The organism is Burkholderia sp. MSHR3999, from assembly GCF_000833595.1.
GTDB classification, from domain to species: Bacteria; Pseudomonadota; Gammaproteobacteria; order Burkholderiales; family Burkholderiaceae; genus Burkholderia; species Burkholderia ubonensis.
This window is the reverse complement of the sequence record NZ_JRFO01000005.1, coordinates 646,538-661,115: the sequence shown is the minus strand read 5'-3', so window position 1 is coordinate 661,115 and position 14,578 is coordinate 646,538. Positions and strand designations below refer to the sequence as shown.

Sequence of the window (14,578 nt, the reverse complement as noted above, 5' to 3'; positions counted from 1 at the left end):
GCCCGGCTTCTACTACATACGGATTTTCCGGAGCATTACAGTGAAAAATCTCTATCTCGCACCCATTCTGTCCGCGCTGTTGCTTTCTGCATGCACCAGCGCATCCGGCCCGACGTTCAGCGCATACGAGCTGCAACCGAGGGATGGCATCCGGACGTACCAGGTCGACTGTCACGGCATCTTTTCCAGCCAGGCGACGTGCATGAAGGTCGCCACGCGCATGTGCGCAGACCAGCCCGTTCGAGCGGTCGATTCGACCAGGCCGTTGCGCGATGGTGCGGACCCCGGAACGCTCGTATTCCAATGCGGTGCTGCTGCTGGAGCGGCGGCGTCCGCACCCGCACCCGTTGCGGCGGCGCCGGCTCCCGTACAAAACGTCAGTCTCTCGTCGGATGCCCTATTTGCATTCGGATCGGCGACGCTGACTCCCGCCGCTCGCGCAACGCTCGACAAGCTGACGAGCCAGCAAGGCGACCCGCACTTCACGCGCGTGGCAGTCACTGGCCACACGGACGCGATCGGCTCGGACACGTCGAACCTCCAGCTCTCGCAGCAACGCGCGGATGCCGTTGCCGGCTACCTTCGAGAACGTGGACTTCGGGCCGATACGTTCGTCGTGACCGGACGCGGAAAGGCCGATCCGGTTGCGTCCAACGCGACAGCCGAGGGGCGCGCCGGTAACCGGCGTGTCGAGATCGTGCTGCAGCGTTGACGACGCTGCGTTTCGAGCATCCGTAACCGGATGCGGTTGCGGCGCGCGTTGCCGGATGCGCGCCGGATATTGGCATGCCTGCGGTCATCCCGCGGGATCACCGGCTACGGGGACCAGAAATCTTATTGGGCGCGGCCGATCGCAGCCTTGATCGTCGACACGGGAAGACGAGGCGGCCACGGCGATATGCGTTTCCGGGGCGCAAATGAAAAGGAGAACAGATGTCGAGCGAATCGTTGCAGGAGTTGCTGGCCCGTCGTGCCGAGCTGGATGCCCGGATCACGACACAACGCACCGCTCGCCGCAAAGATGTCGTGGAGCAGATCGTCAAGTTGATGCGCGACTACGAGATCGACTGGCGAATGATCGAAGCGCGCTTGTTGAATGTCGGATCGGCCTGGACGCAGCGGCGCCGGCATGCCGAGCCGCGCTACTGGGATCCCGACACCGGCGCGACCTGGACAGGGCGCGGCCGGCGGCCGCACTGGTTGAAAGGACGCAATCCGGAGGATTTCAGAATCAGGTCGCCCGGCGAGGCTGCGGGCGAATCCACGCCGACCGATGCGTGATGTGAGCCGTATTGAAGCGCGTCGGCGAGACCGCTGCCGATCGCGCGACCCGCATCGAGCGCTGGCGGCGTCGACGAAATGGCTGGTGAAAGGATGGTGACGACGGCGGTTTCGGGCCACGGCTCGTTCGGTGCGGGCGCGCGCCGGGCTTCAGGCCTGACCCCGCTCCGGCACGCGCGCCGGCGCCGGATCATCCGGCCACTGCAATTCGAACACCGTGCCGCCGCCGGCCGCCGGCCGGCACGTCGCCTGTCCGCCGTGCGCATGCGCAATGGCTGCCACGACGGCCAGCCCGAGGCCGGTGCCCTTGCCCGAACGCTCACCTTCGGCCCGCCTGAACGCGTCGAACACGTGCGGCGCGAAGTCGGCGGGGATGCCCGGGCCATCGTCCTCGACGCTTAGATGGCATCGCCCCTGCTCGACGCGCGTGCGGATGCGGATCGAACCGGGCACCGCGTGCAGGCGCGCGTTTTCGAGCAGCGCCAGCAGCGCTTGCCGGATTCGCACCGGGTCGCAGCGCATCGGGCGCGTGTCCAGGTCCAGCACGGCATGCTGGCCCGCCGTCTTGAGCGCATCGTCGAACACCGCGACGACCGCCTCGACGTCGGCGCCCAGGTCGGCCTCGTGCACCTGGAGATTCAGATGGCCGCTTTCCGCGAGGCCGACCACGCGCAGGTCCTCGATCAGCCGCCCGAGACCCTCGACCTGGGTCAGCAACCGGCGGAACTGCGTTTCGTCGGACGGAAACACCCCGTCGGCCAGGCCCTGCAACCGCCCGCGCAGGATGGTGACGGGCGTGCGCAGCTCGTGGGCGATCGCGGCATTCCAGAATGCCCGCTCCGCGGTCACGCGTTGCAGCTCACCCGCGAGCGCGTTGAAGTCGTCGGCCAGCAACGCCGCTTCGTGCAGCGAGCGGTCGCCCGCGACGGCGCGTGCGCCGAGATCGCCCTGCGCGACGCGGCGGATGCCGTTCGCCACCGAGTTGAGCGGCACCAGGATGCGGCGCGCGAGCCTGATCGCCATCAGGACGGCCAGCGCGAGGCCGAGCAGCGTGGTGGCGATCAGCCACGCCCACTCCGGCCCGGTCGGCACCCAGCCCATTTGCGCGCACAGCTTGGGCCAGTAACGGAATGTCAGAAAGTAAAAAACATAGGACGTCGATATGAGCAGCGCCGCCACGCCGAACGCGATGGTCGCCATCGACAGCGCGATCTGGCGGCTCATTCCCTCCAGCTTCACTCGACGCTCCACAGCTTGTAGCCGACGCCGCGCACGCTGCACGGGATGCCCTTGACGCCGAGATCCTCCAGCTTCTTGCGCAGCTTGCTGATGTGGCTGTCCACGGTCCGCTCCATCGCGTCGCCTTCGGGCAGGCAGGCGGTCATCAGCTCCGCGCGGCTGAACACGCGCTTGGGCGCGCGCGCCAGTTGCGTGAGCAACTTGAACTCGGTCAGGGTCAGCGTGAGGAAATGACGCTGCTGCCCCACCTGCACCACGGCTTCGTAGTGGTCCAGATCGATTTCCAGCGGCGGCACGCGCAGCACGCGCTGCTCGCTGTCGTGCGACGCGGACATCGACCGGCGCAGCACCGCCTGCGCGCGCGCGACGACTTCCGCGGGATTGAACGGCTTGACGACGTAATCGTCCGCCCCGATACGCAGCCCCATCAATTTGTCGAGGTCCTGATCGAGCGCCGTCAGCAGGATCACCGGGGTGCTGCCCCGATGGCGGATCTCGGTCAGCACCTTCCAGCCGTCGACGTGCGGCATCTGCACGTCGAGCAGCACGAGGTCGGGCTTGATGGACAGGTGGAGATCGAGCGCGCGGCGCCCGTCGGCGGCGTGCACGGTGCGAAAGCCGCTGCGCGCGAAATAGGCGGCGAGGATGTCGGCGATCTCGGGCTCGTCCTCGGCAATGAGGACCAAGGGTTGGGCATGGTGAGCCGCGCCGGGCGGCTGGGGGGTGTCGGGCGTGATCACTACGTTGCATCCATTCGGCAGCTCCATCGAATCTCCATACTACCGTAGAAGAAACGCCATCGGGCGCACGCACACTGCCGCGTGTCAGGGTCGGCAATTGGCTGCCTGCATCCCATGGAGTCCAAATGAAGAATGAAAAACTGTGCCGCTACGGCGGCGTCTACACGCTGGTGGCCGCATTGCTGGCTGGCTGCGGGAAATCCGACGCGCCGGCCGCCCCGCCTGCGATCCCGGTCGCCGCGATGACCGTGGCGCCGGCCCCCCTGAAGCTGACCGAGGACCTGCCCGGCCGGATCGCGGCGGTGCGGATCGCCGAGATCCGGCCGCAGGTCAGCGGCATCGTGCTGCGCCGGATGTTCGAGCAGGGCACCGAGGTGCGCGCCGGCGATCCGCTGTTCCAGATCAACCCGGCGCCGTTCAAGGCCGACATGGACACCGCCGCGGCCGCGTTGCAGCGGGCCGACGCGGCGCTCGAGCGCGCCAAGGTGCAGACCGCGCGACTCAAGCCGCTGGTCGAAGTGGACGCGATCAGCCGCCAGGTCTATGACGATTCCGTGTCGCAGCGCGACCAGGCCGCGGCCGACGTCGCGCAGGCGCGCGCGACGCTGGCGCGCCGGCAGCTCGACCTGAAGTTCGCCACGGTGGAGGCGCCGATCACGGGCCGCATCGACCAGGCGCTCGTGACCGAAGGCGCGCTCGTCGGCAGCACCGACGCCGTGCCGATGGCGCGCATCCAGCAGATCGACCAGGTCTACGTCGACGTGCGCCAGCCGGCGTCGTCGCTGCAGCACCTGTGCGACACGCTGGCGTCGCAGGACAGCTATGCCGGTACCGGCCTGCCGGTCGAGGTGCTGCGCGACGACGGCACGGCCTACGACGTGAAAGGCCGGATGCTGTTCTCCGGCGTGAACGTCGATGCCGGCACCGGCGACGTGCTGGTGCGCGTGCTGGTGGACAACTCGAAGCGCCAGCTGCTGCCGGGCATGTACGTGCGCGCCCGGATTCCGCGCGCGAACTACGCGAGCGCGCTGACGGTGCCGCAACAGGCGGTGGTGCGCGCGGACGGCAAGCCGCAGATCTGGGTGCTCGACGCGAAGAACCAGGCGCACCTGAAGCCGGTCGAGCTCGGCGAGCAGACGGGCCGCAGCTACCGCATCAAGTCGGGGCTGCAGGCGGGCCAGAAGGTCGTGGTGGAAGGAATGGAGCGCCTGACCGACGGCGCCCCGGTCGCCGCGAGCGCCTGGAAGTCGCCAGTTGCCGCGGCCGCTGTGGCCACTGCGGCCGCGCGCTGAGTCACGGGGAGCGTCCTGCCATGTCTCAATTCTTCATCCGGCGCCCGGTCTTCGCGTGGGTCGTCGCGCTCTTCATCATCCTGATGGGCGTGATCGCGATCCCGCAACTGCCGATCGCGCGCTATCCGACGGTCGCGCCGCCGACCGTCACCATCAACGCCACCTACCCGGGCGCCACGCCGCAAACCATGAGCGACGGGGTGCTGAGCCTGATCGAACGGGAGCTGTCCGGCGTCAAGAACCTGCTCTACTACGAGTCGTCGGCCGACACGTCCGGCACCGCGAAGATCACCGTCACGTTCAAGCCCGGCACGGATCCGGCGCTCGCGCAGGTCGACGTGCAGAACAAGCTGAAGGCCGTCGAGCCGCGCTTGCCCGCGGTCGTGCGGCAGAACGGCGTGATCGTCGAGTCGGCGTCGTCCGGCTTCCTGCTGTTCGTCGCCCTCAAGTCCGATAGCGGCCGTTTCGACGAAGGCGAGCTGTCCGACTACATGGCGCGCAACATCGTCGAGGAGCTGCGTCGCGTCGAGGGCGTGGGCCGCGTGCAGATGTTCGGGTCCGAACGGGCGATGCGCATCTGGGTCGATCCGTCCAGGCTGATCACCTACGGCCTGTCGATGAGCGACCTGACGGCCGCCATCAGCCAGCAGAACGTCCAGATCGCGCCGGGCAGCGTCGGCGCGTTGCCGGCCATGTCGGGGCAGCGGGTGACCGTGCCGCTGACCGTGCAGGGCCAGCTGACGACGCCGGAACAGTTCGCCGCGATCGTGCTGCGCGCCAACGCGAACGGCTCCAAGGTCGTGCTGGGCGACGTCGCGCGGGTGGAGCTCGGCTCGCAGTCCTACAACTTCGTCAACACCGAGAGCGGCAAGCCTGCCGTCATCGCCGGCGTGCAGCTCTCGCCGGGCGGCAATGCGGTCAAGACCGCGGACGCCGTGCGGGCGCGGCTGGCGGAGCTGCGCAAGTCGATGCCGTCGGGCATGAGCGATTCGATCCCGTTCGACACCGCGCCCTTCGTCAAGATCTCGATCGAGAAGGTGCTCCATACGCTGATCGAGGCGATGGTGCTGGTGTTCCTGGTGATGTACCTGTTCCTGCAGAACGTGCGCTACACGCTGATCCCGGCCATCGTCGCGCCGGTCGCGATGCTCGGCACCTTCACGATCATGCTGGCCTCCGGCTTCTCGATCAACGTGCTGACCATGTTCGGCATGGTGCTCGCGATCGGCATCATCGTCGACGACGCGATCGTCGTGGTGGAGAACGTCGAGCGGCTGATGGCGGAGGAAGGCCTGTCGCCGAAGGACGCGACGGTCAAGGCGATGAAGGAGATCACTGGCGCGATCATCGGCGTCACGCTGGTCCTGACCGCCGTGTTCCTGCCGATGGCGATGTCCAGCGGCTCGGTCGGCGTGATCTACCAGCAGTTCACGATGTCGATGGCGGTGTCGATCCTGTTCTCGGCGCTCCTCGCACTCACGCTGACGCCCGCGCTGTGCGCGACGATGCTCAAGCCGATCGCGCATGGGCACCACGAGAAGCGCGGCTTCTTCGGCTGGTTCAACCGCCGTTTCGACCGCATGACGCAGTGGTACGCGACGCGCGTCGGCCGGCTGATCGGCCGCGCGGGACGCGTGATGCTGCTGTTCGTCGCGATCTGCGGCGTGCTGGTGGCCGGCTTCCGCGAGCTGCCGTCGTCGTTCCTGCCCGAGGAGGATCAGGGCTACTTCATGACGGGCTTCCTGCTGCCGTCCGACGCGACGGCTGAGCGCACGCGGGACGTGGTCAAGACGCTCGAGCGGCATATCGCGGCGCGCCCCGGGATCGAGTCCAGCATTTCGATCGTCGGCTACGGCTTCTCCGGCCTGGGTCCGAACGCGGCATTGAATTACGCGGTGCTGAAGGACTGGGACAAGCGTAACGGCGCGACGGCCATGGACGAAGCGATGCGGGCCCAGCAGGCGATGGCGGGCGTGACCGAAGGCTCGGTGATGAGCCTGATGCCGCCGGCGATCGACGAACTGGGCACCAGCTCGGGCTTCTCGATGCGCCTGCAGGACCGTGCGAACCAGGGCAATGCGGCGCTCAAGGCGGCCGAGGCGAAACTGCTCGAGCTCGCGGCGCAAAGCAAGGTCGTGGTCGGCGTCTATCCGGACAGCCTGCCGGCCGGCGCGAGCATCCGCCTGGACATCGACCGGCAGAAGGCCGAGGCGCTGGGCGTGTCGTTCACGAGCATCAGCGACACGCTGTCCGGCGCGATGGGCTCGACCTACGTCAACGACTTCCCGAATGCGGGGCGCATGCAGCAGGTGATCATCCAGGCCGATGCGCCAGCGCGGATGCAGATCGACAGCGTGATGAAGCTCTACGTGCGCAACGTGAGCGGCGGCATGGTGCCGTTGTCCGAAGTGGTCCGGCCGGTCTGGTCCGATACGCCGCTGCAGATGGTGCGCTACCAGGGCTACCCGTCCGCGCGCATCTCGGGCATGGCCGCGCCCGGCTACTCGAGCGGCGCGGCCATGGACGAGATGGAACGTCTGGCCAAGCAGTTGCCGCCGGGCTTCTCGGTCGCGTGGACGGGCCAGTCGCTGCAGGAGCGCCAGTCCGCGTCGGAGGCGCCGATGCTGATGGCGCTGTCGATGATCGTGGTGTTCCTGGTGCTGGCCGCGCTCTACGAGAGCTGGTCGATCCCGCTGTCGGTGATGCTGGTCGTGCCGCTGGGCCTGATCGGCGCGATCGGCGCGGTGATGCTCCGCGGTCTGCCCAACGACGTGTACTTCAAGGTCGGGATGATCACGGTGATCGGCCTGTCCGCGAAGAACGCGATCCTGATCGTCGAATTCGCGAAGCAGTTGCGCGAGGAAGGCAAGGGGCTCCTGGAAGCGGCCGTGGAAGCGTCGCGGCTGCGCCTGCGCCCGATCCTGATGACGTCGCTGGCGTTCGGCCTGGGCGTGGTGCCGCTGATGATCGCGACGGGCGCGAGCGCCGAAACGCAGCACGCGATCGGCACCGGCGTGTTCGGCGGGATGGTGACCGCGACGGTGCTGGCGATCTTCTTCGTGCCGGTGTTCTTCGTGTTCGTGATGGGCTTCCAGGAGCGCGTCGGGGCATGGCGGGCGTCCCGCCAGAATGTCGTGGCCGTGAGCCAAGAAACGGAAGGTTAATGTCATGCGATTGCTAGTTCTTCCCGTTGCCGTTGCCCTGGCCCTGTCGGCCTGCTCGATGGCGCCCAGGCTGGTGAAGCCCGAACTGCCGGTGCCGGCCGCCTACACGACGGCCGGTGCCCAGGCCGACACGCGCGCGAACGCGGCCGACCTCGGTTGGCGCACGATGTTCGGCGACCCGCGCCTGCAGCGCCTGATCGAATTGGCGCTGGACAACAACCGCGACCTGCGGATCGCGGTGCTGAACGTGCAGGCGGCCGAGGCGCAGTACGGCATCCAGCGTGCCGCGCGGCTGCCGTCCATCGATGCGACGGGCAGCTTCACGCGCCAGCGCACGCCGGCCAACGCCGACCTGAATCCGCCGATACCCGAGTCGATACAGCAGCAGTACGGCGTCAACGTCGGGATCAACGCGTTCGAGATCGACCTGTTCGGCCGCGTGAAGTCGTTGTCGGACGCCGCGTTTGCGCGCTACCTGGCGACCGATCAAGGCCGCCGGGCCGCGCAGATCTCGCTGATCGGCGCGGTGGCGGATGCGTACTTCGCCGAGCGCCTCGCGCAGGAGCAGCGTTCGCTGTCCGAACGCACGCTGGGCGACTGGCAGCAGTCGCTCGAGCTTGCGCGCAAGCTCAAGGAGGCGCGTCAGGCCAGCGGCGTGGACATCGCGCAGGCCGAAGGGCAGGTCGCCAGCGCGGCCGCGGACCTGGAGGCGCGCTCGCGCGCCGTGTCGCAGGCTCGCAACGCGCTGCGCCTGCTGGTCGGCACCGAGCTGCCCAAGGATCTGCCCGCGCCGCTGCCGCTGGAACAGCAGCCGGTCGTGACCCGGCTGCCGGCCGGCCTGCCGTCCGATTTGCTGGTTCGCCGGCCGGACATCCAGCAGGCCGAGCAGAACCTGGTGGCCGCCAATGCCGACATCGGCGCGGCGCGCGCCGCGTTCTTCCCGCGGCTGTCGCTGACCACGACGCTCGGCTTCATCAGCCCGGGGTTCGGCAGCCTGTTCAACGGCGATCACCGTGCGTGGGCCTTCTCGCCGCAGGTCACGCTGCCGATCTTCCAGGGCGGCAGGCTGCGCTCCGAGCTGAGGCTGTCCGAGGTGCGCAAGTCCAGCGCGGTGGCCGAGTACGAACGGGCGATCCAGGTCGCGTTCCGGGAGGTCGCGGACGGCCTGGCCGGCAGCGAAACCTTCGACCGCCAGATCGAAGCGCAGACCCGGGTGGTCGCCAGCGCCGAGCGCCGCACCAACCTGTCCAACCTGCGCTATCGCGCGGGCATCGAAGGGCGGCTGGAATTGCTCGATTCGCAGCGGCAGCTCTATGCGGCCCGACAGACGCTGCTGGACCTGCGGCGCGACGAGTTCGGCAACGCGGTCGCGCTCTACAAGGCGCTCGGCGGCGGGCTGTCGGACAAGGACGTCGCGCCGGCGGCCGGGGCGAACGCGAACCCGGCTTCGGCGAATCCGCCGGCATCGGGAGGTGCGCCGACGGCTGGCTGAGTCCAGTCCATCCGGAATGCCTGCGCAGCGGCCGCCCGATACCGGCGCGGCCGCTGCCCGGTGAAGCGACGACGTTCCGGAAGGAACGGCATGCGTCGGAAGTTTCGAAGACAGGGGAATACCCTGTCTTTTTTTTTCTCCATCGTGTTATGTATCATGACCTATATTTTGTAGCATGTACTAGTAATTGGGAGGCGGGACGCCCGAAAACCTTCCGGTGCCGAAGGGGTTTTATTTCGGAAGCCGAAAGGATTTCGCGGCGCCGGCGCATTTCCTTCGACTCGATCCGGATCCCGATTCCGGGCGATCGTCTCGCGCGCGCTGCCTCGACAGGCCGCTGACGCATGACTTTCCTGGCATGAGAAAAGACACCATGGCGAAGAAGTCTTCATCCAACCGTTCGGCGGACCTGCAGCGAAGGCAATGGCTCAAGTACGCCGGCACGTCCGTCGCCGCCGCCGGCATCGCAATGGGCGCCGCCCGGGCAAACGCCGGCGCGGCCCAGGCGGCGGGCAGCCCGGGCGACGTGCTCGATATCGTCATCGTCGGCGCGGGGCTGGCCGGCCTGACCGCCGCGCGTGACCTGCGCTTCGCCGGCTGCGAGTCGTTCCTGGTCCTGGAGGCGCGGGACCGCGTGGGCGGGCGGACGCTCAACTACGACGTCGGAAACGGATACGTCAGCGAAGTCGGGGGCCAGTGGATCGGGCCCGGTCAGACTGCCGTGGCGGATCTGGCGCGCGAGCTGGAAGTCGGCACCTTCCCGAGCTACTACAAAGGAAAGACGGTCGTGCTCGGCGGCGACGGTCGCGTGGAGATGGACCTGAACGGCACCTTCGGCACCGACGAAGCGATCGGCGCCAGGCTCGGCAAGCTGTCGCGCGACGTGCCTTCGGGTGCGCCGTGGAAGTCGCCGAAGCTTGCCGAGCTCGACAAGCTGTCGGTCGGCGACTGGCTGGCCACGCAGAACATCGCGGTCGAAGATCGGATTGGATGGAACGGGTCGATCGCGCTTTCCGGCGGCGTGATGCCGGCCAAGATGGGGCTGCTGCACTTCCTCTCGATGATCAACTCGGCCGATTGCGATTACTCGCAGCTCGACTCGATCCGGCACAGCGCGCAGGAAACCCGGTTCGTCGGCGGCTCGCAGATCCTCAGCAACAAGATGGCCCGGCAGCTCGGCGACAAGGTGCGCCTGTCGTCGCCGGTGCGGCGGATCGCCGATTGGGATCGCGACGTCGTCACGCTGCATACGGACCGCGGCGTGGTGCGCGCCCGGAAAGTCATCATGGCCATCCATCCGGCGTTGTGCAATCAGGTGCAATTCGATCCGCCGCTGCCGGAAAAGCGGGCCGCGCTGCAGCGCGCATGGCCCGCTCATTCGCCGGCGCGCAAGACGGCGATGATCTACAAGCGCCCGTTCTGGCGCGACAAGGGATTGAACGGCCACATCTTCCAGTTCGACGGGCCGATCATCTGGGCCTACGACAACTCGCCGCCGGGGGGCGAGATCGGGATCATCAACGCGTTCGTCAAGAACGCGTTGATGCCGTCGGACCTTCAGGCGGCGCAGCGCATGCAGACGGAGATCTATGCGCAGGCGTGGGGCAAGGAAGCCCTGTCCCCGGTGGCTTACCACGATCGCGACTGGGGGCAGGCGGACCCGTGGACGATCACCTGCGTGTCGGCGATTCCGCCGGGTTTCTGGAGCGCGCATGGCGAGGCGCTGCGGCCGCCGTGCGGCAACCTGATCTGGTCGGGCACCGAAACGGCGAACATCTGGGCCGGCTATATGGATGGCGCCGTGCGCTCGGGCCACCAGGGTGCGCTTCAGGCGCTCAATGCGCTCAATGCACAGCGTCGGGCATGAGGAGAGCGGACATGAAGAAACGCATCCTGTTTGCCGTCGCCGCGATCGCCGTGGTCCTGCTTGCGATTTACGGCCCCGGTCTCGTCGATCTCTATCGCCTGCAGCGCTACGTCACGGCGTCCGCGCAGGCCAGTCAGGTCGACGGCGGCCCGTGGCCGCGCTTGCCCGACGTGTGCCTCAGTTGCCACGGCGTCAACGGCAATTCGCTGAATCAGGGCTATCCGAGCCTGGCGGGACAGCCGGCCTCGTACATCGCGGAGCAATTGCACAAGTTTGCCGATGGACAGCGGACCAATCCGATCATGGGCCCGCTCGCGATGACGCTGAGTGACGCCGAGATCAAGCGCCTGTCCGATTACTACGCGAAGCAGACCGCTGCCGAGAATCGTTTCTTCGAGCCGGACGCCCGGTTGAAGGCGCGCGGCGAGCAACTGGCGAAGGAGGGGGCATGCGCGGCGTGTCACGGCGCGCAACTGATGGGCCAGGGTTCGTTTCCGCGCCTCGCGGGGCAAGGCGTCGACTACGTGCTGAAGCAGCTCGACGCGTTTGCCGCCGGCACGCGCAGCGAATCCACCGGCACGATGCAGCGCGTCGCCGCGGCCATGTCGCCGGATGACCGCAAGGCGGTGGCTCACTACCTGGCGAGCGTCAGGCCGGCGAAGCAATGATGAATCTTGTGCAATCGGGAGAGGGAGTTTAGTCATGGATCAAAGAACTTTCGTGCTTTGCCTGGCCAGTGCGTTGCTGGCGACGACGACGTGCATCTACGGTTGGAAGTTCGTCAAGAAGCGCAATTACCTGCTGGGGATCGAGTGGCTGATCGTGACGGTTTCCTCGACTAATGCGCTGATCTATTTTGCAACCGGCTTCGAGATCCCGGGGCTCGTCTCGCATGTGCTGGATGCGTTTTCCCGCGGGTTCGGCATGCCGATCGTCGCCGTCGCGGGCCTGATGGCGGTGACGCACGGCTACAAGCCGTCGGCGCGCCAGGATGTCGCGCTGTTCGCGATGTCCTTCGCGGGAACCGCCGTGCTGGTGGGCGCCGGTTTCATGGCCAGGGTGCTGCCTTACTTCTACGTCGCGATGTGGGCGCTCCTGTCGATCTATCTGGCTTACTTCGTGCGGAGATTGCTGGCCGCGGGGCAGCTGTTTCATGCGGTGACCACGACCGTGGCCCTGGTCGCATCGCAGGTGATCGCCTGTATCTACGATTTCTACCCGATACCCGGCGACGCGCATAACGTCGTGTTCAACTTCTTCGTGCTCGCGCTGGTCACGTGGTCGTACGTCACGGCCTCGCTCTATTACGCGTATTGCGCGCTGGAGCGCGCCAACCGGAAGGATCGCGTCGGGGACGTCCCGTCGGCGCGGGAGCGGCATCGCCTTGCGTGAGTACGATGCGCCGCCGAGGGCGGAAGCCGGGGGCGCGAGCGTGAAGCCGCCGCGCCTGACCCGGGTGCAGAAGCGGGATCGGACGCGTGAATGCCTGCTGGCTGCCGCGCGCGCAGTGTTCCTGAAGAAGGGATGCTGCGCGGCGAGCATCGAGGAGATCGCGATACTGGCCGGCCACACGCGCGGCGCGTTCTACTCGAATTTCAGTGACAAGACCGAGCTGCTGCTCGAGTTGCTCAAGCGCGATTGCGACGAAATCAACGCGGAATTGCAGCGGATTCTCGAAGCGGGCGGGCCCCGCGACGAGATGCAAAGGATGGCACTCGCGCACTATCGGCAGCACTTTCGCCGGCACGAGTCGTTCCTGATGTGGATGGAAGCGAAACTGCAGGCGGTTCGCGATGCGCGGTTCCGCGAGCATTTCAACGCATTTCTGCGGGACAGGCAGAACCGGATGACGGCGTACGTCGCGGGTCTCGCGGAACGCACGGGGGCGCCGCTGCCGCTGCCCGCCGAGGTGCTGGCGGTCGGGCTAATGGGGCTGTGCGACGGCGTGCAGTCCTGTTACGTCGTCGATCCGCAGCGTGTCACCGACGAGCTGGCCGACGCGGTGCTGGCAGGCTTCTTTGCGCGAGCGGTGTTCGATCGCATGCCTGATTGAACGCGCGCCGGGTCGATTCGTTTCTTCCTGAACCACACGCTGCACAGGACAGGGAATACCCTGTCTTTTTTATTTTTTTGTTTTTGTCATCATGACCTAACATTGTCAACATGTTCTATGAGAGCAACACCGGAAGCATTCGCGACCGAGCTCTCATTCGACTCATCAGGAGAAGACCGATGGACGAATCCAAGCGCAAGGCTTTCGCGGAAGACGGAGCGGTTCTGATCGAAGGCCTGCTCAACGAGGAGCAGCTGGCGATGTGCCGGGCGGCATTCGACTGGGGTATCGAGAATCCCGGGCCGATGGCTTCCAGCATGCTCGACGGCACCGAGTTCAAATCGCACGTCGACAACGCCAATCCGTACGCGAAGGAACGACTCGACGAACTGGTCGGCAAGCTGCCGATCGGCAAGCTGTTTGCCGAGCTGTGGGGCTCGAAGAACGTCTGGTATTTCGCCGAGGAGCTCTTTCTGAAGAAGGGCGGCAAGGGCGCTCGCTCGCTGTGGCACCAGGACACGTCGTACCTGCCGTGGGAGGGGAAGCACTTCGGCAATGCGTGGATCAGCTTCGAGGCCGTCCCGAAGCGCAATGCGCTGGAGATCGTCCGCGGTTCGCATCGCGGCACGCGTCACGACGGCACGACGTTCCAGAACGCCGACGATCCGACCGAGCCGCTGCATGGCGGCGGCGTGTGGCCGCGGATGCCGGATATCGAAGCGGCGCGCCGAGCCGATCCGAATGCCTACGACGTCATTTCGTGGGCAACGAAGCCGGGCGACGTGTTGCTGCTGCATCCCGGCGTGCTGCACGGCGGCGGCGTCGTCGACGCCGATTTCCCGGACCGCCACACGCTCGTGCTGCGCTTCTTCGGCGACGACGCAGTCTTCAGTCCGCTGCCCGAAAACAGCGCGTCGGGCTTTACGCCGGCGGGTGTGCTGTTTGTCGAGGAGCTGGCGTCGCTGAAAGCAGGCGATCCGTTCCGTGCCCCCTGTTTCCGCCAACTCGTCTGAACAAAGGAGTTCAACTCATGGCAACCAGCAACAAACGTCAGTCGATCATCCCGCCCGGGTTCAAGGCCTGGTACGACGCCTTCCATTTCGCGCCGGCCACGCGCGTGGGCGACACGATCTGGGTGTCGGGCCAGGTCGGGATCGGCGCGGACATGAAGCCGGGCGAGGGCGTGCAGGCGCAAGCCCGGATCGCCTTCGAGTCGCTGAAGGCGATTCTCGTGGAGGCGGGCGCGAGCCTCGCCGACGTCGTCGAGCTGACGACCTTCCACACCAACCTTCAGGGCGAAACCGAGGCCTTCGCGGCCGTCAAGGACGAATATTTTCCCGACCGCTATCCGTCGTGGACCGCGGTCGGCGTGACGCAGCTCGCGCTGCCGGGGCTGTGCGTCGAAATCAGGGCGGTGGCGGTCGCCGGGTCGGGTGCGGACTGAGCCGTG

The 14,578-nt window shown here is 67.0% G+C and carries 13 protein-coding genes; 11 read left to right on the top strand and 2 right to left on the bottom strand.

Going from position 1 to position 14,578, the window contains the following annotated elements; all coding sequences use genetic code 11:
* Positions 1-40: 40 nt before the first annotated feature.
* Together KY49_RS16510 and KY49_RS39015 are read left to right on the top strand one after the other, a co-directional pair.
* Positions 41-712, top strand: coding sequence for an OmpA family protein (locus KY49_RS16510; RefSeq protein WP_042585668.1), 672 nt, complete (start codon positions 41-43; stop codon positions 710-712).
* Between the two features lie 221 nt (positions 713-933).
* A complete protein-coding gene (locus KY49_RS39015) occupies positions 934-1,281 on the top strand; it encodes an H-NS histone family protein (protein ID WP_059661070.1) in 348 nt (115 codons plus the stop codon).
* 150 nt (positions 1,282-1,431) lie between these two features.
* Here KY49_RS39015 and KY49_RS16500 read toward each other — a convergent pair whose 3' ends face one another.
* Together KY49_RS16500 and KY49_RS16495 are read right to left on the bottom strand one after the other, a co-directional pair.
* A complete protein-coding gene (locus KY49_RS16500; protein ID WP_042585667.1) occupies positions 1,432-2,520 on the bottom strand; it encodes an ATP-binding protein in 1,089 nt (362 codons plus the stop codon).
* Positions 2,517-3,287, bottom strand: a complete 771-nt coding sequence (locus KY49_RS16495; RefSeq protein WP_042585666.1) for a response regulator — start codon at positions 3,285-3,287, stop codon at positions 2,517-2,519. Before KY49_RS16495 ends, KY49_RS16500 begins: the two co-directional genes overlap by 4 nt.
* Positions 3,288-3,385: 98 nt before the next feature.
* Between KY49_RS16495 and KY49_RS16490 the strand changes: the two genes are divergently transcribed.
* From KY49_RS16490 to KY49_RS16450, 9 genes are all read left to right on the top strand, one after another.
* On the top strand, positions 3,386-4,552 hold the full coding sequence (locus KY49_RS16490; protein ID WP_042585665.1) for an efflux RND transporter periplasmic adaptor subunit: 1,167 nt from the start codon (positions 3,386-3,388) through the stop codon (positions 4,550-4,552).
* Between the two features lie 20 nt (positions 4,553-4,572).
* Positions 4,573-7,716: a multidrug efflux RND transporter permease subunit gene (locus KY49_RS16485; protein ID WP_042585664.1), complete on the top strand. Its 3,144-nt coding sequence runs from the start codon at positions 4,573-4,575 to the stop codon at positions 7,714-7,716.
* 4 nt (positions 7,717-7,720) lie between these two features.
* A complete protein-coding gene (locus KY49_RS16480; RefSeq protein WP_042585663.1) occupies positions 7,721-9,208 on the top strand; it encodes an efflux transporter outer membrane subunit in 1,488 nt (495 codons plus the stop codon).
* Between the two features lie 373 nt (positions 9,209-9,581).
* Positions 9,582-11,075: a flavin monoamine oxidase family protein gene (locus tag KY49_RS16475; RefSeq protein WP_042585662.1), complete on the top strand. Its 1,494-nt coding sequence runs from the start codon at positions 9,582-9,584 to the stop codon at positions 11,073-11,075.
* Between the two features lie 11 nt (positions 11,076-11,086).
* Positions 11,087-11,743 (top strand): c-type cytochrome, encoded by a 657-nt coding sequence (locus KY49_RS16470; RefSeq protein WP_042585661.1) that lies wholly within the window; start codon positions 11,087-11,089, stop codon positions 11,741-11,743.
* A 34-nt stretch (positions 11,744-11,777) separates the two neighbouring features.
* Positions 11,778-12,467 carry a hypothetical protein gene (locus KY49_RS16465; RefSeq protein ID WP_042585660.1) on the top strand — a complete coding sequence of 230 codons (690 nt, stop codon included), beginning with the start codon at positions 11,778-11,780 and terminating at the stop codon, positions 12,465-12,467.
* A gap of 40 nt (positions 12,468-12,507) precedes the next feature.
* The gene (locus KY49_RS16460) at positions 12,508-13,128 is read left to right on the top strand and encodes a TetR/AcrR family transcriptional regulator (RefSeq protein ID WP_042585871.1); all 621 of its coding nucleotides are present in this window, start codon (positions 12,508-12,510) and stop codon (positions 13,126-13,128) included.
* A 179-nt stretch (positions 13,129-13,307) separates the two neighbouring features.
* Positions 13,308-14,141 (top strand): phytanoyl-CoA dioxygenase family protein, encoded by an 834-nt coding sequence (locus KY49_RS16455; RefSeq protein WP_042585659.1) that lies wholly within the window; start codon positions 13,308-13,310, stop codon positions 14,139-14,141.
* 17 nt (positions 14,142-14,158) lie between these two features.
* Positions 14,159-14,572, top strand: coding sequence for a RidA family protein (locus tag KY49_RS16450; RefSeq protein ID WP_042585658.1), 414 nt, complete (start codon positions 14,159-14,161; stop codon positions 14,570-14,572).
* The last annotated feature ends 6 nt before the right edge of the window (positions 14,573-14,578 follow it).